Genomic DNA, 18,730 nt, shown 5'->3' on the forward strand with positions numbered 1-18,730 from the left:
CGCCGGTGGTCGCGGCCCCCAGCGGGTGCGACCGGTCAGAGGTCGCCGGTGTAGCTGCCCAGCGGGAACACCTGGGTCACACCACCCGAGAACACCGCCCGGACTGCGACGGTGCCGTCGGGGAACGGGCCGACCGCCGCACCTGCGGACGGGACCAGGGTGGCCAGTTCCCCACCCCCGCCGGAGAGCGCCACCACCGAGGTCACCGCGTCGGGGACGGCGACGACGAGGGAGCGGACGGTGTCCCGCCCCCCGGGTCCGCTGATCGCGGTCTCCATGGCGACCACCAGGTCGGTGGCCTCCCCGCCGGCGGGCAGCACCTGGAGCACCGACTGCCCGCTGCCGTACTGGGCCGCCTGGGTCGCGGTGCTGCCGGCGGTGATCTCCTCGACGTCGTAGCCCTGGACGATCCGCGCGCCGCTGGGGAGCGTCGCCACCATGACCGAGGCCCAGGTGGGGCCGTCGCCCGGCCCGGGGACCGCGCCGGACCAGACGACCTCGAACCGGACCTGGTCCGCGACGAGCCCGGTGCGGCCGAGGACGTCGGCGGCCTTGCTCTGGTCCACCAGGTCGGCGCCGGCCACCTGACCGCGCGGGTAGGCGATGGGCACGGTGACCGCCGGGAACCCGTCGGCCGGGCCGAACTGGTCGGCGGGCTGTTCGAGGACCGGGCGGCCGTCGCGGGTGACCCGCACGTGGCCGGCGGTGCTGTAGGTGGCCGTCGGTGCGGCGACGTCGAAGCGGCCGACGGCGAGACCGTCGGTGACCTCGACGGGACGCCACACCCGGCCCACCGTCCCGTCGGCCCTGACGTCGGGTCGGTCGGACAGCTCGACGTCGTCGCCCGGAGCGGCGAGCACCACGACGTCCCCGGTCAGCGGGTCGGCCAGGGTCTGCACCTGGGCGGGGTCCATCCCCCGGGGGTAGGTGACCGGCTGCATCTGCTCGGGCGTGGCCCCGGGGGGGCCGACGAACCACACGCCGGTCACCGCGCTCATCGCGCCCAGGTCGCTCTGCTGCTCGGCCGGGAGGGTGGACGGCGCCGGGTTGCTGCCGACGACGAGTGCCCACCGCCCCGTGGTGACGTCCCCGGCGAACACCACCCGCCGGGTGCCGACGTCGGCGACGGGCGCGTCGGCCGGGACGTCGCCCCAGCCCTGCAGGAGGAGACCGTCGAGGAAGTCCCGGTCGCCGGCGAGCGACCCCCGGGTGGCCCCGGCCAGGACGTCGACGGCGGCTGCCGTCGGGGCCGCGGGGTCCGTGCGCAGCGATCCGAGCCCGACGGGGACGGCCAGGACGACGGCGGCGACCGCCACCCCCGCGGTGACGAAGCCGGTGCGGCGTCGCCGACGCCGCTGCTCGGTCTGCCGGAGCCCGGCGGACAGCACGCGGTGGGGCACGACCGGGTCGCCCAGGTCGTCGGCGGCGGCACGCAGGGTGCGGCGGACGTCGTCCTCGATGCTCATCGGTTCTCCTCCACGAGGTCGTCGGTGGGCAGGTGGGTGCGCAGCCGGGCGAGGCCGCGCGAGGTCTGGCTCTTCACGGTGCCGACCGAGCAGCCGAGCAGGTCGGCGGTGGCGGCCTCGCTGAGGTCCTCGTAGAACCGGAGGACGAGCACGGCGCGCATCCGGGCGGGCAGGCTCGACAGGGCCCGCCAGAGGTCGAGCCGGTCGGCGGGTCCGGCGTCCTCGCGCCAGGTGTCGGGCGGGGCGGCGACGACCTGCTCGCGGAAGGAGAACCGGCGGGCCCAGCTGGTCTGCGTGGTGACCAGCACACGCCGGACGTAGCCGACCGGGTCCTCCTGGTCGGTGAGGCCGTCCCAGCGGCGGTAGGTCTGCAGCAAGGCGGTCTGCAGCAGGTCCTCGGCCAGGCCGCGGTCGCCGGTCAGCAGGTGCGCGGTGCGCAGCAGCGCCCCGTACCGCCGGACGACGAAGGCGTCGAACGCCTCGTCCCGCTCGTCGTCCACCCGGTTCCTCCCCCGTCGCCGCCCCTGCATCCAAGACGCAGTGGACGCCCGGGAAGGTTGCGACAGGTCTCAGCTGCGGTCGAACAGGGGTGGGTCGGGTTCTCGGCGGTGGTCGATGGGTTGGCCGGTGGTGTCGGTGAGGAGGCCGGTGATGATCTCGCGGCCGTCGGGGCGGAACGTGCGCCAGTACCGGTCGTCGGGGTCCCATCGCAGGGCGTAGCCGTGGTGGACCTGGGTGTGGTGGCGTTCGCACAGCAGCGCGGTGTTGGCCAGCGATGTCTCGCCGCCGTCGATCCAGTGGATGAGGTGGTGGGCGTCGCACCACCAGGCGGGGGCGTGGCAGCCGGTGAACACGCAGCCGCCGTCGCGGACCTCGGCGGCGCGGCGGATGTGGGCGGGCACCAGCCGGTGGGCGCGGCCGACGTCGAGGGGCAGGCCGTCGGGGCCGAGCAGGATGCGGGCGACGTCGCCGTCGCAGGCGGCCTGCCGGGCCACCGTGTTCGACGCCGTGACCCCGGATCCGAGCCGGGTGGCGGCGGGGCGGGTGTCGGGGTCGGCGAGGTCCTCCAGCTGGATCAGCGCGGTGATCTGCGGGCGGGCCTTGCGCAGCATCGGCAGGTCCCCTGCGGCCAGGTGCAGGTCGGCCAGCTGGACCAGGGCGTCCCCGGCCCGCTGGTCGCGGTTGCGCAGGTCGCCTTCGCAGCGGCTGGCGGCGCTGATGGACTCCAGGGCCGCCTCGACCCGCTCGCCGCCGGCGGCGTCCAGGGTGCCGCGCAGGATGCGGGTGCCATCGGCGCGGCGGGTGACCCGCACGCCCCTCACCTGGGTGGGGTCGGCCGGGGGTGGGCCGTCGGGGTCGATGGCGTCGGCGAGCTGCCGGCACACATCGGCCAGTCGCCGCGGCGCGGTCATCGCGGTCTGCGCGACCAGCAGGTCGATCTCGGGCAGGTCGACCCCGGCCGCCTGCGCGGTGGCCCACACCTCGGCGGTCAGCAGCCGGTCGATGACCGCCAGCTGACCAGCGGTAATCCCACCGGCGGCAGCACCGGCACCCACGGCCGGCATCCGCCGGGCCAGCCGCCCGGCGGCCAGCGTCCCGCCGGCTTCGGGGCCGGACAGGTGGGCGTGCCCGCGCAGCCACGGCCGCATCCCGGTCAACCCGTCGGCGCAGGCAGCATCCACCGATTCCGCGTGGGCGACGGTGCGAGCCAGCTCGGCCTGCGCGAGGTTGACCAACCGCGCCAGACCCCGCGCCCGGTCCAGCAACTGCGCGGCCGATACCCCGCCCTCCAGCGGCGTTCGCGACGCAGTCAGCGCCGCCTCGATCGCCGCGCACACATCGGCCGGCGGTGGCTCCGGTGACCGGGAGGCGGCAGCCATCGGCGAGGGCGCCGGCGGACGCTCAGCACCGAGCGCGCCGGGGGCGAGGGGCTCGGGCGTCCAGGGCTCGGCGTCGTCCAGACCCACCGCCGACACCTCCCATCCATTCGATCAGGTGTTCGAAGTCTACCGCGCCAGGCCCCATCCGTCGAGACGAATCCGCAGGTCAACCGTCACATGACGACGCAGACCCGTTCGATCGCCGGAGTGGGTCCTGAGCGTCAGATGACACCTTGCGCGCGGAGGGCACGCGCGGCGGCCCCGGTGCGTCAGAAGGAGGTGAGCACCGTGACGCCGGGGGTGCGGCCGACCTCGACGAGCGCGGGGCCGGCCTCGGCGAGCGGCAGCTCCCGGGTCACCAGGTCCTGGGGACGCAGCCGGCCGGCGGCGATCATCGACAGCATCGCGGGGTAGTCCTGCGCGGCCATGCCGTGGCTGCCGAGCACGGCGAGCTCGCGGGCCACCACCAGCTCCATCGGGACGGCGGCCCGGCCCTGCGACGGCGGCAGCAGCCCGACCTGCACGTGCCGGCCGCGCGGGCGCAGCGACCGGATCGAGGCCTCGCAGGTGGCGGGCGACCCCAGGCAGTCCAGCGCCACGTGCGCCCCACCACCGGTCAGCTCGACCACGCCGCCGGTCGAGGTCAGCACGTGCTCGGCCCCCATCGCACGGGCCAGCTCCCGGGCCCCCGGGGAGGGGTCGACGGCGACCACCCGCGCCCCGACGCCGACCGCGACCTGGACGGCGGACAGCCCGACCCCGCCGCAGCCGACCACCGCCACCCACTCCCCCGGCGCCGCCCGCCCCACCCCCGTCACCGCGCGGAAGGCGGTGGCGAACCGGCAGCCCAGCGACGCGGCGACCGGGAACCCGAGGTCCTCGGGCAGGGCGACCAGGTTGACGTCGGCGGCGTCGAGGGCGACGTACTGCGCGAAGGATCCCCAGTGGGTGAACCCGGGCTGGGTCTGCCGCAGGCACACCTGCCCGTCGCCGTCCCGGCACGGCGGGCAGGTGCCGCAGGCGCAGACGAACGGCGCCGTGACCCAGTCGCCGACCGACCACCCCCGCACCCGGTCCCCCACCGCGGCGACGGTGCCGGCCAGCTCGTGCCCGGGCACGTGCGGCAGGACGACGTCCGGGTCGTGGCCGGACCAGGCGTGCCAATCGCTGCGGCACACGCCGCTGGCCCCCACCTCCACCACCACGCCGTCCGGGGCGGGCGCGGGGTCCGGCACCTGCTGCACCGTCAGCGGACCACCGAACTGCTCGAAGACCAGGGCACGCACGCACACAGCGTGCCCGACGGGCTCAGCGCAGCGCCGCCGCCATCCGCGCCACGGCCTCGGCCAGCACGTCGGCACCCGTGCCGGCGTTCAACCGGGCGAAGCCGGGGCCGCCGAACCGCGCGCCGTCCTGCAGGGCGACCCGGCCGCGACGCCGGAACACCTCGACCGGGTCGCCGGGCAGCGCGGACACGTCCAGCCACGCCAGGTAGGTCGCCTCGGGCCTGGCCCACCGCACCTCCGGCAGCTGCCGCCCCAGCAAGTCGCCGAGCTGGTCGAACCGGGCGGCCAGCTCGGTCAGCAGTCCGTCGAGCCAGGCGTCGCCGTGGTCCAGGGCGGCGAGCGAGGCGAGCACGCCGAGGTGCCCGGTCCGCGACGTCAGGTCCGGCGACAGGCGGTCCAGGACGGCGCGCCCGGCCGGCGACCCGCTCACCACTGCCGCGCACTTGAGGCCGGCGAGGTTGAACGCCTTGCTGGCCGAGAGCACCGACACCGCGACCTCGGCCGCACCGGGCACGGCGAGCAGCGGGGTGTGCACCGCCCCGGGCAGGGTGAGCGGCGCGTGGATCTCGTCCGCGACCACCCGGACGCCGTGCCGGGCGGCCAGCGCGACCAGCTCGGCCAGCTCCTCGGCCCCGTGCACCCGGCCGACCGGGTTGTGCGGCGAGCAGAGCAGGTAGGCGACGGGCCGGTGCTCGGCGAACGCCCGGTCCAGGGCGGGCAGGTCCAGCCGCCACGGGTCGCGGGCCAGCGGCACCTCGCAGACCTGCGCGCCGACCTCGTCGGCCCAGGACCAGAACGGCGGGTACACCGGCGGGCTGAACGCCACGGTGCGACCGCGGGCGCCGAGGGCGCGCAGCACCTCGACGACGCCGACCCCCACGTCGGGGACGGCGCGGACCGCCGCGGAGTCCAGGATCCAGCCCCACCGCCGCTCGGCGAACCCCGCCCACGCCCGGCCCAGCCCGGGGGCCGCCGAGGGGTAGCCGGTGTCCGACGCCGCGACCGCCGCGGCCAGCACGTCGGCCACCGGCGGGGCGAGGGCCACGTCGAGCTCGGCAACCGTCAGCGGCAGGACGTCGGGGTCCTCGGCCGCCCACTTCTCGCTGCGGCGGCGGGCGGCACCGACCGTGTCGGCGAGGGTCAGGAACTCCGGCTGCACGCTGCCGAGGATGTCAGGAGGGGATCGAGGGCCGTTCGGCGTCGGCGCGGGCCCGGGCGGCGCGGGCCCGGGCCTCCAGGGCGACCGCCTCGGCCTCGGCGGCCGCGGCCTCCAGGTCGGCCGGCGACGCCGGGGACGCGGAGGCGTCGTCGGCCTGCATGCCCTTCATCTCGCCCTTGAAGATGCGCAGCGACCGGCCCAGCGAGCGGGTCGCGTCGGGCAGCTTCTTGTAGCCGAACAGCACGAAGACGGCCAGCAGGATGAGGCCGATCTCGGGTACGCCCAGGTCCATGCCGTCAGGGTGCGGCGCGAACCTGGACGTCAGCTGTCATCTCAGCTGTCCAGGAACCTGCGCAGCAGCCGGGCGAGCTCGGCCCGCTCGTCGGCGGGCAACCGGGACAGCGCGGCCTTCGCGTCGGCGGCCCGGGCTGCGGCCACCTCGTCGCGCACCCGGGTGCCCTCGGGCGTGAGCCGCACCAGCACGGCCCGCCGGTCGGTGGGGTCGGGCACCCGCTCGACCAGGCCGCGCTCGGCCAGCCCGTCGACCACCTCGGTGGCCGAGCGCGGCGCGATGTGCAGCCGCTCGGCCAGCCCCGACAGCCGCAGGCCGTCGTCCCGCCCGGCGGTCATCAGCGCCCGGACCTGGTGCGGGGACAGGTCCCACGGCTCCAGCACCGCCCGCCACCGGCCGCGCAGCGAGCGCGCCGCGCGGACGATCAGCTCGCCCAGGTCGTCGTCGGTCGGCACGCCGGAATGCTAGCGCAATCGCTGAGGTTGGTGCACAGTGAGGTAACCACAGCATCGACAGAGAGGGGGCCGTGCATGCCACGCCCCGAGACCCGCACCGACCCCGCCGACCGCACCCAGCTCGAGCGCTCCCCCGTGCCCCTGCGCCGCGTGCTCGCGCTCTTCCGCCCGTTCCGCCTCCAGGTGGGCACGGTGATGGCGCTGATCGTGACCAGTTCGCTGATCGCCCTCGCCACGCCCTTCCTGGTCCGCACCGTCATCGACGACGCCCTGCCGCGCACCGACGTCCGGCTGCTGGCCTGGGCCGTCGCCGGCATGGTCGCCGTCGCCGCCGCCACCGCCCTGCTGGGCGTCGTGCAGACCTGGATCTCCACCACCGTGGGCCAGCGCGTCATGCACGGCCTTCGCACCTCCGTCTTCACCCACCTGCAGCGCCAGTCGCTGGGCTTCTTCACCCGCACCCGCGGCGGCGAGGTGCAGTCCCGGCTGACCAACGACATCGGCTCCATGCAGTCGGTCGTCACCTCCACCGCCACCGGCCTGGCCTCCAACGCCACCACCGTCGTCGGCACCGCGGTCGCCATGGCCGCGCTGAGCTGGCGGCTGTCCCTGCTGTCCCTCGTCGTCCTGCCGCCGGCGGTCTGGCTGACCCGCAAGGTCGCGCTGATGCGCCGCGAGGTGACCGGTGAGCGGCAGCGCCGGATGGCCGACATGCAGACCCAGGTCGAGGAGGGTCTGTCGATCTCCGGCGTCCAGCTGGGCAAGACCCTCGGCACCGGCCCCGCGCAGTCCCAGCGGTTCGCCCGGACCTCCCAGGAGCTGGTCGCCCTCGAGGTGCGCTCCCAGTTGGCCGGCCGCTGGCGGATGGCGTCGATGAGCATCGTGTTCGCCGGCATCCCGGCGCTGATCTACCTGTTCGCCGGCCTCCCGGCGACGTCGGGCGGGATGACCATCGGCACCCTGGTCGCCTTCACCGCCCTGCAGGGCACGTTGTTCCGCCCGCTGATGGGCCTGCTCGACGTCGGCGGCCAGGTCATCACCTCGATGGCTCTGTTCAGCCGGGTGTTCGAGTACCTGGACCTGCCCGTGGACATCGACGACCCGGCCGAGCCCGTGGCCCTGCCGCAGGTCTGCGGCGAGGTGCGGCTCGAGGGCGTCGGGTTCTCCTACGGCGACCGGCCGGCGCTCAGCGACGTCGACCTCGTCGTGCCGGCCGGCACGACGCTGGCCCTGATCGGCGAGACCGGCTCGGGCAAGTCCACCCTCGCCTCGCTGGTCAGCCGGCTCAACGACGTCACCACCGGCCGGGTCACCGTGGACGGCGTCGACGTGCGCGACCTGTCGCTGGCCGAGCTGTCGCGGGTGGTCGGCGTGGTCAGCCAGGAGACCTACCTGCTGCACACCACCATCCGGGAGAACCTCCGGTACGCCAAGCCCGACGCGACCGACGCCGAGATCGAGCTGGCCGCCCGCCGCGCGCAGGTGCACGAGGTCATCGCAGCGCTGCCCGACGGCTACGACACCCTGGTCGGCGCCCGCGGGCACCGGTTCTCCGGCGGGGAGAAGCAGCGGCTGGCCATCGCCCGCACGCTGCTGCGCGACCCCCGGGTGCTGGTGCTCGACGAGGCCACCAGCGCGCTGGACAACGAGACCGAGCGCGCCGTGCAGGCCGCCCTCGACGAGGTCGCGCAGGGCCGGACGACGATCACCATCGCCCACCGCCTGTCCACCGTGCGGCACGCCGACGCCATCGCCGTGCTCGACCACGGCCGGGTGGTGGAGCAGGGCACGCACGACGAGCTGGTCGCCGCCGGCGGCCGGTACGCCGCACTCGCGGGGGCGGTCGCCGTCGCGGCCTAGCTGGACGGGGTCACGAGGCCCCGCCGAAGGCCCGCTGGCTGAAGGTCGCGACCTCCTGGCTCAGCCGCGGCAGCCGCACCCCTCTCGGGTAGGCCAGCATCACGGAGTTGACGCCCAGGCCCCCGCGCAGCGGCAGGAAGCGCAGCGGACGCCCCTCCGAGCTCGCGTCGCAGGGCTCCATGAGCAACGACCAGGCCAGGTTGCGGCCGACCAGGGCGCGGATGGTGTGCACATCCGCGCTGCGGTAGGCCACGAGGGGATCGATGCCCGCGGCCCGCAGCATGGCTCGGTTCAGGTAGGTGGCCGGTTCGATGTCGAGCAGAGCCGCAGGGTGTCCGGCGAGGTCGGCGAGGTCGACGTCGTCACGGTCGGCCAGCGGGTGCTCCGGGGAGAGCACGACGTGGAACCGGCGCTCCTGCAGCGGCACCGCCTCGACCTCGTCGAGGACCTGCGCCTCGTAGACGAAGCACAGATCGACCTGCCCCCGGAGCATGCGCTCCTGGACCGCGGGGCCGCTGCCCTCCACGATCTCCAGGTCGACGCCGGGGTGCTCCTCCGCGAGGAACCCGGCAAGAGGGGGGAGCACCGTGGTGGAGAGCGTGCTGAAGCACCCGACCGTCAACGTGCCACGGAAGCCGTCGTCGCTCTCGGCCGAACGGAGCAGGTGGTGCGCGTCGTGCACCAGGGTGCGCGCCCGGGTGGCGAGCTCCCGGCCCGCCGGGGTCAGATGCACACCCTTCGAGCGACGCCGGATGGCCAACTGCACGCCCATGGTCTGCTCCAGGTCCTTGAGCGCCAGCGAGATGGCCGCCTGCGTGACGTGGCAGGCGAGCGCCGCACGGGTGATCGACTCCGCCTCGGCCACCGCGATGAAGTACTCGAGCTGACGGAGCGTGACATCTTTCATCAGCGAAGCTTATGCAGTCCCCTCTGAGTTCTCGTTTGAGTCAAGAAGTGCTGCGGGCCACAGTCGCCGGGAGCCGCGCAACGGAGCTGCGGCCCTCCGTGAAGGGAACCGGTCATGAGCCTCCCGATCGATCCGAGCGGCCCCCGGGTGATCACCCTGGGCACGTCTGGCGGCCCGCGCTGGTGGAACGGCCCGGACGGGCGCCCGCGCAGCGGCATCGCGACCGCCGTGGTCGTGGGTGACCTGGTCTACCTGGTGGACGCCGGCCAGGGCGCCGGTCGCCAGCTGAAGAACGCCGGCATCGACCTCGCCCGCGTGCGTGCCGTGTTCCTCACCCACCTGCACTCCGACCACGTCGTCGACCTGCCCACCCTGCTGCTGTTCGCCGCGTTCGAGCGCAAGGACCCCGAACTCCCGGCGATCACCGTCCGCGGTCCCGGCAGTCGCGGCGCGCTCCCGCCGGTGTCGGACCGGGCGCAGCGGCCGGTGCGGCCGGTGGCGCCCGAGCGACCACTGCCCGGCACCCGCGACCTGGTCGACGGGTTGGTGCGCGCCTTCGCCACCGACGTCAACGACCGGCTGTTCGACTCCCTCACCCGTGGGCCCGACGAGCACCTCGACGTCGCCGACATCGAGCTGCCGGCTGACCTCGCCTTCGACCCCGACGTGGACGTCGCGCCGCCCATGGCGCCGATCGAGGTCTTCCGCGACGACGCGGTGGTGGTGACCGCCGTCCTCGTCTCGCACGCGCCCACCGCACCGGCCTTCGCCTTCCGTTTCGACACCGCCGAGGGTTCGGTGACCATCTCCGGGGACACCGCGCCGTGCGACAACCTGGTCATCCTGGCCGCCGGCACCGACCTCCTCATGCACGAGGCCATCGACCTCGAGGGCATCGCCGCCCAGTACCCCGGTGGCCAGCTCACCGACGCCACCATGGACCACCACCGCCGGGCGCACACCACCCCGCGCGAGGCCGGCGAGATCGCCACCCGCGCCGGTGCGCGAGCGCTGCTGCTGCACCACCTCGTACCGGTCCACTCACCGCCCGAGCGCTGGCAGGCCGCACGGGAGACCTTCGCCGGTCCGTTGTTCGTGCCCGACGACCTGTCCACCGTCCCCTTCGGCGCCGAGGCGACCGTGCTGGCCGGGGAGCGCTGAGATGACCGCTACAGACCGCACACCCGCACCCTCCGACGTCGTCGGGGCCCGTCCTCGCGACATGCGCCGCATCCTGCTGTCGAGCCTGCTCGGCACCGCGCTGGAGTACTACGACTTCATCCTCTACGCGACCGCCGCCGGCATCGTGTTCGACCAGATCTTCTTCGGCGACCTGGACGGTGCCACCGCGCTGTACCTCTCCTTCGGCACCCTGGCGGTCGGGTACCTCGCCCGCCCGCTCGGCGGTGTGGTCTTCGGTCACCTGGGCGATCGACTCGGCCGCAAGGCGATGCTGGTCGTGACCGTGGCCCTGATGGGCGTGTCGAGCACGCTCATCGGGCTGCTACCCACCCAGGCGCAGATCGGGATCGCCGCCCCGCTGCTGCTGGTGACCCTTCGCATCGTGCAGGGCATCGCCATCGGTGGTGAGTGGGGCGGAGCCATGCTCATCGCCTTCGAGCACGCCCGCCGGGAGAGCAGGGGCTTCGCAGCCTCCTTCGCCTACGTCGGCGCACCCGTCGGCACGATCCTCGCGACGCTCGTGCTCAGCGCCGCGGCAACCCTCCCCCGGACCGAGTTCCTCAGCTGGGGCTGGCGGATCCCGTTCCTGCTCAGCGCCGTCCTGATGACGGTCGTGGTCTTCATCCGGCTCAAGGTGGCCGAGTCCCCGGCCTTCCTGCAGGCTGCAGCCGCCCCGCGCCCGGCCAAGGTGCCGGCCGCCGAGGTGCTGACCACCCACCGGCGGGCCTTCACCATCAGCGTGCTCGTCGGCCTTGCGGGCCAAGCCGCGCAGGGCGTCATGGGGGCCTGGGCAGTGTCCTGGGCCGTGCAGCGTGCCGTCCTGGCGCCCAGTTCGGTGCTCAACGTCAAGGCCCTGGCCGGCGTCGGCACCATCGTCATGATCGTCCTGGCCGCCCGGCTCAGCGACCGGCTCGGCCGGATCCGGGTCATGGTCGCCGGCGCGGTCGCGGCCATGGCGTTGGCGTTCCCCATCACCTGGTTGCTGGAGGCCGGGTCGGCCGCGACCCTGCTGCTCGCGCTCTTCCTGGGGTTGTCGGTCATCCAGGGCTTCACGGCCGGCCCGTACGGCGCCTTCGCCGCCGAGCTCTTCCCGGCCCACGTCCGCTACTCGGGGACGTCGATGGGCTACCAGCTGGCGAGCACGTTGGGTGCCGGCTTCACCCCACTGATCGCCGCGGCCCTGGTCGGGCTGGCCGGCGGCGGGCTCGCGTTGGTGGCCCTGGCCTGGATGGGGTTCTCGGCGCTGTCCCTCGCGGGCTTGCTGTGGGCCCGGCGGGGCGCGGCGACGGGGAAGGCGTGACCACGCGGAGCCGGCCGGCGCGCCCCGGCCGGCTCCGCGACGTGGGGACCGATCCCGATCCGCGCTCCACCTTCGCCGACGAGCGAACCTCCCCCGTCTGAGCCCGGACCTCCCCCGGCCTGCACCGCGGCCGGCGGCGGCCTCGAGACGTTCGCCGGGTGAGCACCCCCGCCCTCGGCGACCCGGGCCCGCAGCCCGAGCGCACTGTCCTCCCGCCCCCCTGGGCCACGGACGGGCCCTGCTCGACCGCCCGGACCCCGCCCCACTACGATGGCACCTGGCTCACGAGAGGCAGCGACAAGCACCTGGCTTGCTGCCCGGCAACCGCTACTCCGTCTGCGGTGCTCCCAGGGGAAGAGCCGGCCGTCCGCGCACCCGCCGGGGGGCAACCGACGGAGTGCCCGAGCGCCCGGGCCCTCCCGACACCGAGGAGGACGGCGCACATGAGCGAACCCACGCAGGCCAGCTGGAGCTTCGAGACCCGGCAGATCCACGCCGGCACCAGCCCCGACCCCACCACCGGGGCCCGCGCGCTGCCGATCTACGCGACCACCAGCTACCAGTTCCGCGACTCCCAGCACGCCGCGGACCTGTTCGCCCTCGCGGAGATGGGCAACATCTACACCCGGATCATGAACCCGACGCAGGACGCGCTCGAGCAGCGGGTGGCCTCCCTCGAGGGCGGCGTCGCCGCGCTCGCGGTGGCCAGCGGGCAGGCCGCGGAGACCCTGTCGATCCTCAACCTGGCCGAGGCCGGGGACCACGTGGTCGCCTCGGCCAGCCTCTACGGCGGCACCTACAACCTGCTGCACCACTCGCTGCCCAAGCTCGGCATCACGGTGTCCTTCGTGGAGGACCCCGACGACCCGCAGGCCTGGCAGGCGCTGGTGCAGGAGAACACCCGCGCCTTCTACGCCGAGACGATCGGCAACCCGAAGGGCGACGTCCTGGACATCGCCGCGGTCAGCGAGGTCGCGCACCGCAACGGCGTCCCGCTGATCGTGGACAACACCATCGCCACGCCCTACCTGATCCGGCCCATCGAGTTCGGCGCCGACGTCGTCGTGCACTCGGCGACCAAGTACCTCGGCGGCCACGGCACCGCCGTCGCCGGGATCATCGTCGACAGCGGCAACTTCGACTGGACCCAGGGCAAGCACCCGATGTTCACCACCGCCGACCCGACCTACCACGGCGTGGTCTACGCCGACCTGGGCGCGCCGGCCTACGCGCTCAAGGCCCGGGTGCAGCTGCTGCGCGACCTCGGCCCGGCGATCAGCCCGTTCAACGCCTTCCTGGTCGTGCAGGGCATCGAGACGCTGTCGCTGCGGCTGGACCGGCACGTGTCCAACGCCCAGGCCGTGGCCGAGTGGCTCGAGGCCCGCGACGAGGTCGAGTCGGTGCACTACGCCGGCCTGCCGTCCTCCCCGTGGCACGCCGCCGCGAAGAAGTACGCACCGAAGGGGCCCGGCGCGGTGCTCGCGTTCGAGATCGCCGGTGGCGTCGACGCCGGCAAGGCGTTCGTGGAGGCCCTGGAGCTGCACAGCCACGTGGCCAACATCGGCGACGTGCGCAGCCTGGTCATCCACCCGGCCTCGACCACGCACTCCCAGCTGACCCCCGAGGAGCAGCTGACCACCGGTGTCACCCCGGGCCTGGTCCGGCTGGCCGTGGGCCTGGAGGGCATCGAGGACATCCTGGCCGACCTCGAGGCGGGTTTCCGCGCGGCGAAGGGCGCCTGAGGTGGCGGGTGCCTGGCGGGAGGGGGACCCGTCGGGCGCCCGGCACTTCCTCGACCTGGGTCCGCTGCAGCTCGAGCGCGGCGGCTCGCTGCCCGGCGTCCGGGTGGCCTACGAGACCTGGGGCGACCCGGCCGACCCGCCGGTGCTGGTCGAGCACGCCCTCACCGGCGACAGCCACCTGTTCGGCGACGCCGGCCCCGGCCACCCCACCCCGGGGTGGTGGGCGGCCCTGGAGGAGCGGGTCGCCGGCCACTTCGTCGTCTGCGCGAACGTGCTCGGCGGGTGCCAGGGGACGACGGGCCCGGCGTCGGACGCACCGGACGGCGGTCCGTGGGGCCGCCGCTTCCCGGAGGTCACCATCGCCGACCAGGTGGCCGTGGAGGTGGCGCTGGCCGACGCGCTGGGCATCGACAGGTGGGCCGCGGTCATCGGCGGCTCCATGGGTGGGATGCGGGCCCTGGAGTGGGCGGTCGCGCACCCGGAGCGGGTGGCGAGGCTGTTCTTCCTGGCCTCGGGCCCGGTCGCGACCGCCGACCAGATCGGCACCCAGACCACCCAGCAGGCCGCGGTCGCCCTCGACCCGGTGGGCGGGCTGGAGGTGGCCCGCCGGATCGCGCACCTGACCTACCGCAGCGCGTTCGAGCTGGGCACCCGCTTCGGCAACGAGGTGCAGCCCGACGGCAGGTTCGCGGTGACCAGCTACCTGGAGCACCACGGCGCCAAGCTCGCGGGCCGGTTCGACCCCGACAGCTACGTCGTGCTCACCCAGGCCATGAACACCTGGGACGTCGGCCGCGGGCGCGGCGGGGTGGAGGCGGCGCTGGCGCGGGTCACCGCGCGCTGCCTGGTGGCCGGCATCGACTCCGACCGGCTGTACCGCATCGAGGAGCAGCAGCGGGTGGCCGACGCGCTCGGCGTCCCGCTGCGGGTGGTGGAGAGCCCCTACGGCCACGACGGGTTCCTGGTCGAGACCGCGGCCGTGGGGGCCCTCCTCCGCGAACTGCTGGGCTGAGCCCTACGCCAGCACGACCGACAGCGACCCGCTGCCGTAGCCGGCCACGCTCACGTCGATGTCCACCCGGTTGGTCGAGGCGGTCAGCCCGGCGATGTCGCCCGGCAGGGCCTCACCGGGGGCGTAGAGCCGGTCGAGCCTGGAGTGGGTCACCCCGCCGGCGTTGAACAGCGACGCGGCGACGTTGACCACCTCGTGCAGCACCTCGACCTGCACGTCGGTGAGCTCGCCCTCCTCGACGGAGTCCTCGCAGCCGCCCTTGGGCAGCAGCGCGAGCGCCCCGGCGCACCAGGCCGACAGCGGGAGGTCGATCAGGACGACCGCGTTCAGCCGCGAGGTCGGGTCCACGTAGGCGGCCACGGCCGCCGGCCGGGACGGGTTCGGGGTGACCGGGGCGCCCGGGGCGACGGTGACGTCGCGGCCGAGCAGGCCCTCGAGCAGGTCGCGGACGGCCTTGTTGCTGGGCAGCCCGGTCTTCGCGGGCGCGGTCACGCCAGCACCGCGTCGAGGGCGTCCCGGAAGGTGTCCGGGGTGAAGGGCTTGGCAATGAGGAACAGCGCACCGGCGTCGGAGGCGGTCTCCCGCATCTCCGGGGAGCCCTCCGAGGTGACGAACCCGAACGGCACCGCCGAGCCCTGGGCGCGCAGCGCGCGCAGGCACTCGATGCCGGACATGTTCGGCATGTTCCAGTCCGAGAGGACCAGGTCCGGGGACTCGCTGCCGACCTTGGCCAGGCAGTCGGCCCCGTCCTCGGCCTCGACGACGTCCACGTCGTCGTAGCCGGCCTGGCGGAGGGTGCGGACGACGATCTGCCGCATCACCCGGCTGTCGTCGGCGACCAGGATCTTCACGTGGGGACCTCCGTGGTGGTGAGGGGCGCCTCCGAGGCGCCCTGGATGGTGATGGCGAGGTCGTGTCCCCGCCAGCTCGCGGACACGCGGCAGGTGTCGGCGTCCTCGGCGCGCAGCGGGGCCGGTCCGGTCTCCGGCAGCCCGAGGGCCGACGGTCCGGGGAGCAGCGACTTGACGTTGCCGCCGAGGATGTTGGCCAGCTCGCGGAGCACGTCGTCGACGTCCTCGGCGGTGGGCTGCTCGTCGTCGTCCAGCTGCAGCACCGACCGGGCCAGGTCGGCGGTGCCGGAGGCGGCGCAGGTGAGGACGACGACGCCGTCCCACGGTCCGGTGACGGTCACCCAGGCGCTGGGCCCGTCGACGGGCGGCGCGACCGGGCCGTAGCCGGGGAGCAGGTACTCCTCCTCGCCGACCAGCGCGCTCCACACCTCGCCGGCGACCGCGGTCACGGTCTCGCCGTCGAGCAGGGCGGTGATGGGCGCGCTCATGCCGGCACCGGCATCAGGCCGAGCAGGGACAGCTTGTCGCCGATGGCGTCGGCGGTGAAGGGCTTGATGACGTACTCGTGGGCGCCGGCGGCCAGCGCCTTGACGATCTGGCCGTGCTCGCTCTCGGTGGTGACCATCATGAGCGTCACCTGCCGCCAGGCCGGGTTCGCCCGGACGGCGGAGACGAACTGCAGCCCGTCCATCACCGGCATGTTCCAGTCGATGCAGGCCAGGTCGGGCACCCAGCCCTCCTCGAGGACGTCCAGGGCCTCGCGGCCGTGCCCGGCGGGCCGGGTCTCGTACCCGAAGCCCTCCAGGATGGAGGCGACGATCCGGCGCATCGCGCGCGAGTCGTCGATCACCAGCGCTCGCATGTCACTTCCCCTTCGTCGGTCGGTAGGCGGAGCCGCGGCCGCACGGGACCCGCTCCCAGGAGTCGTCGACGCCCAGCGTCGTCTCGGCGGCGCCCAGGAACAGCCAGCCGTCCGGGCGCATGACCTGCCGCACCTTGCGCAGCACCTCGCGCTTGGTGGGCGGGTCGAAGTAGATGAGGACGTTGCGCAGGTACACCACGTCGAAGGGACCCAGCCGGGGCAGGGGTGCGGCGAGGTTGAGCTCGCTGGCGGTCACCATCTGGCGCAGGGCGGGCGAGACCTCCCACTCCGCGCCCACCCGGCTGAAGTGCCGGACGAGCATGGGGGCGGGCAGGCCCCGGTTGACCTCGAGCTGGCTGAACCGGCCGGCCCGGGTGCGGTCGACCATGGCGCGGGACAGGTCGGTGGCGGTGATCCGCACCCGGCTGGACGCGCCGGGCAGGGCGTCGGCCAGCAGCATCGCGATCGTGTAGGCCTCCTGCCCGCTGGAGCAGGCCGCCGACCAGATCTGGATCGGCTCCCCCGGCCGCCGGGCGGCCTGCAGGGCCGGGACGACGGTGCCGGTCAGCGCCGTGAAGGGGTCGCCGTCACGGAACCACGAGGTCTCGTTGGTGGTGAGCGCCTCGACGATGCCGCGGGTGAGCGCCGGCTCCGGGCGGGCGCGGACCCGCTCGACGAGCTCGGCGACACCGGGCAGGCCGAGCTGGCGGGCCAGCGGCATCAGCCGGGCCTCCACCAGGTACTCCTTGCCGGGCGCGAGGACGATGGCCGACTCCCGGCGGACGAGCTGGCAGACCCAGTCGAACCCGGACGTGGCGAGGGCAGTGGTCATGGGCGGGCTCCGACGAGGGACGGGCGGCCGGCGAGCCGGAGGACGGTGTCGGCCACCCGGTCGAGCGGGACGACCTCGTCGGCGTGGCCGGCCTGGGTGACCGCGCCGGGCATGCCCCAGACGACGGAGGTGGCCTGGTCCTGGGCGACGACGGTGCCGCCGGCGGCACGGACCTGACCGGCGCCGAGCTTGCCGTCCGAGCCCATGCCGGTGAGGACGACGGCCAGCACCGCGCCGTCGTAGGCGGCCACGGCCGAGCGGAAGAGCACGTCGACGGCGGGCCGGCAGAAGTTCTCCGGGGCGCCCTGGTCCAGCGCGGTCCGCCGCGGGCCGGCGCCGGGGGCGACGGTCAGGTGGAAGTCACCCGGCGCGATGTGCACGGTCCCGGGGGCGATCGGGGTCCCGGCGGTGGCCTCGACGACGTCGAGGGCGCTGAGCCGGTCCAGCCGGGCGGCGAACTGGGTGGTGAAGACCGGGGGCATGTGCTGCACGACCAGCACCGGCAGCGGGAAGTCCCGCGGCAGCCGGGGCAGCACCTTCGTCAGCGCGTCCGGTCCGCCGGTGGAGGACCCGACGACCAGGACGGCGGGGGCCTTGCGGGCACCGCGGGCCACCGGGGCGGGCGGCGGTGCGGTCGTCCGCGGCGCCGCCGCGGGGGCGGCGGGCAGCCCGGCGGGTCGGCCGGTGAGCACCTTGATCCGCGGGATCAGCTGGGCCCGCACGCTCTCCATCGACTGCTGCACGCTGCCGACGTTGGCGGGCTTGGTGACGTAGTCGTCGGCGCCGGCGGCCAGCGCGTCGAAGGTGGCGGACGCACCCCGCTCGGTGAGCGTGGAGAACATGATGATCGGCGTGCGGCGGCCGGCGCCGCGCAGCGCCCTGACCGCGGCGATGCCGTCCATCTCCGGCATCTCGATGTCCATCGTGATGACGTCGGGCCGCAGCTGGTCGACCTTGGCCAGGGCCACCTTGCCGTTGACGGCGGTGCCCACCACCTCGATGGCGGGGTCCGCGCCGAGCACGTCGGTGACGATCTTGCGGACGACGATCGAGTCGTCGACCACCATCACGCGGATCGGGGGCACGGTGTCCTGCTCTCTGCTCGGGCCGGGGTTCGGCCGTGGGGTTGGTTTCGGCACGGGATCGTCAGGAGTTGAGCCGGGACGCTCAACCGGCGGGCGGCAGCACCCCCGACGGGTGGTCACCCTCGGCCAGCAGCCAGGGCAGCAGCAGCTGGTCCAGCGCGGCGCCGTCGACCAGGTCGGCCATGGCGACGCCCTGCACGCAGCCGGCCACGGCGTTCCAGACCCCGCGGGCGCCGTCGCCGGGGGTGAAGCCGGCGGTCCGGAAGGCCGGGACGGCGGCCAGCACCGCGGCGGCCAGCGCCCGGGTGCGGCCGGACACGTGCGCGGCCCACGAGGTCCCGTGCATGGCCGCGGCCCAGTCCTGCCGGGTGTCGCGCACCTCGTCGACGGCCACCCGCCACCGGCCGAGGACGACGGGGTCCGCGGCGGCGAGGTGGTCGAGCATGCCGAGCACCGCGGCGGTGGTCGGGCCGAGGTCGGGCAGCGGGACGGGGCCGACCCGTGCGACAGCCTGGGCCAGGGCCCGGCGGTCGCGGTCGGGCACGGCGGCCGCCGCCCA

General features: G+C 74.7%; 19 protein-coding genes, 1 pseudogene and 1 riboswitch. Of the genes and pseudogenes, 5 read left to right on the forward strand and 15 right to left on the reverse strand.

Going from position 1 to position 18,730, the window contains the following annotated elements; all coding sequences use genetic code 11:
• Positions 1 to 35 precede the first annotated feature (35 nt).
• From NH342_RS08405 to NH342_RS08435, 7 genes are all read right to left on the reverse strand, one after another.
• Positions 36 to 1,466, reverse strand: a complete 1,431-nt coding sequence (locus tag NH342_RS08405) for a hypothetical protein (RefSeq protein WP_253013660.1) — start codon at positions 1,464 to 1,466, stop codon at positions 36 to 38.
• Complete coding sequence (locus NH342_RS08410) at positions 1,463 to 1,966, reverse strand: SigE family RNA polymerase sigma factor (RefSeq protein WP_253013662.1); 504 nt, start codon at positions 1,964 to 1,966, stop codon at positions 1,463 to 1,465. Before NH342_RS08410 ends, NH342_RS08405 begins: the two co-directional genes overlap by 4 nt.
• 69 nt (positions 1,967 to 2,035) lie before the next feature.
• Positions 2,036 to 3,433, reverse strand: coding sequence for an HNH endonuclease signature motif containing protein (locus NH342_RS08415; protein WP_253013664.1), 1,398 nt, complete (start codon positions 3,431 to 3,433; stop codon positions 2,036 to 2,038).
• 182 nt (positions 3,434 to 3,615) lie between these two features.
• On the reverse strand, positions 3,616 to 4,632 hold the full coding sequence (locus tag NH342_RS08420; RefSeq protein WP_253013666.1) for a zinc-binding dehydrogenase: 1,017 nt from the start codon (positions 4,630 to 4,632) through the stop codon (positions 3,616 to 3,618).
• A 22-nt stretch (positions 4,633 to 4,654) separates the two neighbouring features.
• Positions 4,655 to 5,791, reverse strand: coding sequence for a MalY/PatB family protein (locus NH342_RS08425; protein WP_253013668.1), 1,137 nt, complete (start codon positions 5,789 to 5,791; stop codon positions 4,655 to 4,657).
• Positions 5,792 to 5,804: 13 nt separating this feature from the next.
• Complete coding sequence (gene tatA, locus NH342_RS08430; RefSeq protein WP_253013670.1) at positions 5,805 to 6,083, reverse strand: Sec-independent protein translocase subunit TatA; 279 nt, start codon at positions 6,081 to 6,083, stop codon at positions 5,805 to 5,807.
• A 41-nt stretch (positions 6,084 to 6,124) separates the two neighbouring features.
• Positions 6,125 to 6,538 (reverse strand): MarR family transcriptional regulator, encoded by a 414-nt coding sequence (locus NH342_RS08435; protein WP_308200626.1) that lies wholly within the window; start codon positions 6,536 to 6,538, stop codon positions 6,125 to 6,127.
• A 75-nt stretch (positions 6,539 to 6,613) separates the two neighbouring features.
• Between NH342_RS08435 and NH342_RS08440 the strand changes: the two genes are divergently transcribed.
• Positions 6,614 to 8,398, forward strand: coding sequence for an ABC transporter ATP-binding protein (locus NH342_RS08440; RefSeq protein ID WP_253013672.1), 1,785 nt, complete (start codon positions 6,614 to 6,616; stop codon positions 8,396 to 8,398).
• Positions 8,399 to 8,408: 10 nt separating this feature from the next.
• On the opposite strand, the gene NH342_RS08445 is transcribed toward NH342_RS08440, so the two are convergent.
• Positions 8,409 to 9,305, reverse strand: coding sequence for a LysR family transcriptional regulator (locus NH342_RS08445; RefSeq protein ID WP_253013674.1), 897 nt, complete (start codon positions 9,303 to 9,305; stop codon positions 8,409 to 8,411).
• 114 nt (positions 9,306 to 9,419) lie between these two features.
• Between NH342_RS08445 and NH342_RS08450 the strand changes: the two genes are divergently transcribed.
• From NH342_RS08450 to NH342_RS08465, 4 genes are all read left to right on the forward strand, one after another.
• Positions 9,420 to 10,466, forward strand: a complete 1,047-nt coding sequence (locus NH342_RS08450) for an MBL fold metallo-hydrolase (protein ID WP_253013676.1) — start codon at positions 9,420 to 9,422, stop codon at positions 10,464 to 10,466.
• A 1-nt stretch (position 10,467) separates the two neighbouring features.
• Positions 10,468 to 11,787, forward strand: coding sequence for an MFS transporter (locus NH342_RS08455; RefSeq protein WP_253013678.1), 1,320 nt, complete (start codon positions 10,468 to 10,470; stop codon positions 11,785 to 11,787).
• Between the two features lie 280 nt (positions 11,788 to 12,067).
• Positions 12,068 to 12,185: riboswitch (SAM riboswitch) on the forward strand.
• Between the two features lie 45 nt (positions 12,186 to 12,230).
• The gene (locus NH342_RS08460; RefSeq protein ID WP_253013680.1) at positions 12,231 to 13,529 is read left to right on the forward strand and encodes a bifunctional o-acetylhomoserine/o-acetylserine sulfhydrylase; all 1,299 of its coding nucleotides are present in this window, start codon (positions 12,231 to 12,233) and stop codon (positions 13,527 to 13,529) included.
• A gap of 1 nt (position 13,530) precedes the next feature.
• On the forward strand, positions 13,531 to 14,541 hold the full coding sequence (locus tag NH342_RS08465) for a homoserine O-acetyltransferase (protein WP_253013682.1): 1,011 nt from the start codon (positions 13,531 to 13,533) through the stop codon (positions 14,539 to 14,541).
• A gap of 3 nt (positions 14,542 to 14,544) precedes the next feature.
• Here the strand turns inward: NH342_RS08465 and NH342_RS08470 are convergent, their stop codons facing one another.
• The 7 genes and pseudogenes from NH342_RS08470 to NH342_RS08500 form a co-directional block, all read right to left on the reverse strand.
• Entirely contained in the window at positions 14,545 to 15,033 is a 489-nt protein-coding gene (locus NH342_RS08470; protein ID WP_253013684.1) for a hypothetical protein, read from the reverse strand.
• Positions 15,030 to 15,392 carry a response regulator gene (locus NH342_RS08475; protein ID WP_253013686.1) on the reverse strand — a complete coding sequence of 121 codons (363 nt, stop codon included), beginning with the start codon at positions 15,390 to 15,392 and terminating at the stop codon, positions 15,030 to 15,032. The genes NH342_RS08470 and NH342_RS08475 overlap by 4 nt, the downstream gene beginning before the upstream one ends.
• The gene (locus tag NH342_RS08480) at positions 15,389 to 15,880 is read right to left on the reverse strand and encodes a chemotaxis protein CheX (RefSeq protein ID WP_253013688.1); all 492 of its coding nucleotides are present in this window, start codon (positions 15,878 to 15,880) and stop codon (positions 15,389 to 15,391) included. Before NH342_RS08480 ends, NH342_RS08475 begins: the two co-directional genes overlap by 4 nt.
• A complete protein-coding gene (locus NH342_RS08485) occupies positions 15,877 to 16,254 on the reverse strand; it encodes a response regulator (protein ID WP_253013690.1) in 378 nt (125 codons plus the stop codon). The genes NH342_RS08480 and NH342_RS08485 overlap by 4 nt, the downstream gene beginning before the upstream one ends.
• A 1-nt stretch (position 16,255) precedes the next feature.
• Positions 16,256 to 17,086, reverse strand: a complete 831-nt coding sequence (locus NH342_RS08490; protein ID WP_253013692.1) for a protein-glutamate O-methyltransferase CheR — start codon at positions 17,084 to 17,086, stop codon at positions 16,256 to 16,258.
• Entirely contained in the window at positions 17,083 to 18,171 is a 1,089-nt protein-coding gene (locus tag NH342_RS08495; RefSeq protein ID WP_253013694.1) for a chemotaxis response regulator protein-glutamate methylesterase, read from the reverse strand. Before NH342_RS08495 ends, NH342_RS08490 begins: the two co-directional genes overlap by 4 nt.
• An 82-nt stretch (positions 18,172 to 18,253) precedes the next feature.
• A pseudogene (locus NH342_RS08500) lies at positions 18,254 to 18,730 on the reverse strand (hypothetical protein); the annotation flags it as partial.

Origin of the sequence: Klenkia sp. PcliD-1-E, from assembly GCF_024124375.1 — a bacterium.
GTDB lineage: Bacteria > Actinomycetota > Actinomycetes > Mycobacteriales > Geodermatophilaceae > Klenkia.

Excerpts from the sequence above, each read along its gene's own strand:
- NH342_RS08405 (WP_253013660.1), bottom strand. The coding sequence starts at position 1,466 with ATGAGCATCGAGGACGACGTCCGCCGCACCCTGCGTGCCGCCGCCGAC.
- tatA (WP_253013670.1), bottom strand. The coding sequence starts at position 6,083 with ATGGACCTGGGCGTACCCGAGATCGGCCTCATCCTGCTGGCCGTCTTC.
- NH342_RS08440 (WP_253013672.1), top strand. The coding sequence starts at position 6,614 with ATGCCACGCCCCGAGACCCGCACCGACCCCGCCGACCGCACCCAGCTC.
- NH342_RS08445 (WP_253013674.1), bottom strand. The coding sequence starts at position 9,305 with ATGAAAGATGTCACGCTCCGTCAGCTCGAGTACTTCATCGCGGTGGCC.
- NH342_RS08450 (WP_253013676.1), top strand. The coding sequence starts at position 9,420 with ATGAGCCTCCCGATCGATCCGAGCGGCCCCCGGGTGATCACCCTGGGC.
- NH342_RS08455 (WP_253013678.1), top strand. The coding sequence starts at position 10,468 with ATGACCGCTACAGACCGCACACCCGCACCCTCCGACGTCGTCGGGGCC.
- NH342_RS08460 (WP_253013680.1), top strand. The coding sequence starts at position 12,231 with ATGAGCGAACCCACGCAGGCCAGCTGGAGCTTCGAGACCCGGCAGATC.
- NH342_RS08480 (WP_253013688.1), bottom strand. The coding sequence starts at position 15,880 with ATGAGCGCGCCCATCACCGCCCTGCTCGACGGCGAGACCGTGACCGCG.
- NH342_RS08485 (WP_253013690.1), bottom strand. The coding sequence starts at position 16,254 with ATGCGAGCGCTGGTGATCGACGACTCGCGCGCGATGCGCCGGATCGTC.
- NH342_RS08490 (WP_253013692.1), bottom strand. The coding sequence starts at position 17,086 with ATGACCACTGCCCTCGCCACGTCCGGGTTCGACTGGGTCTGCCAGCTC.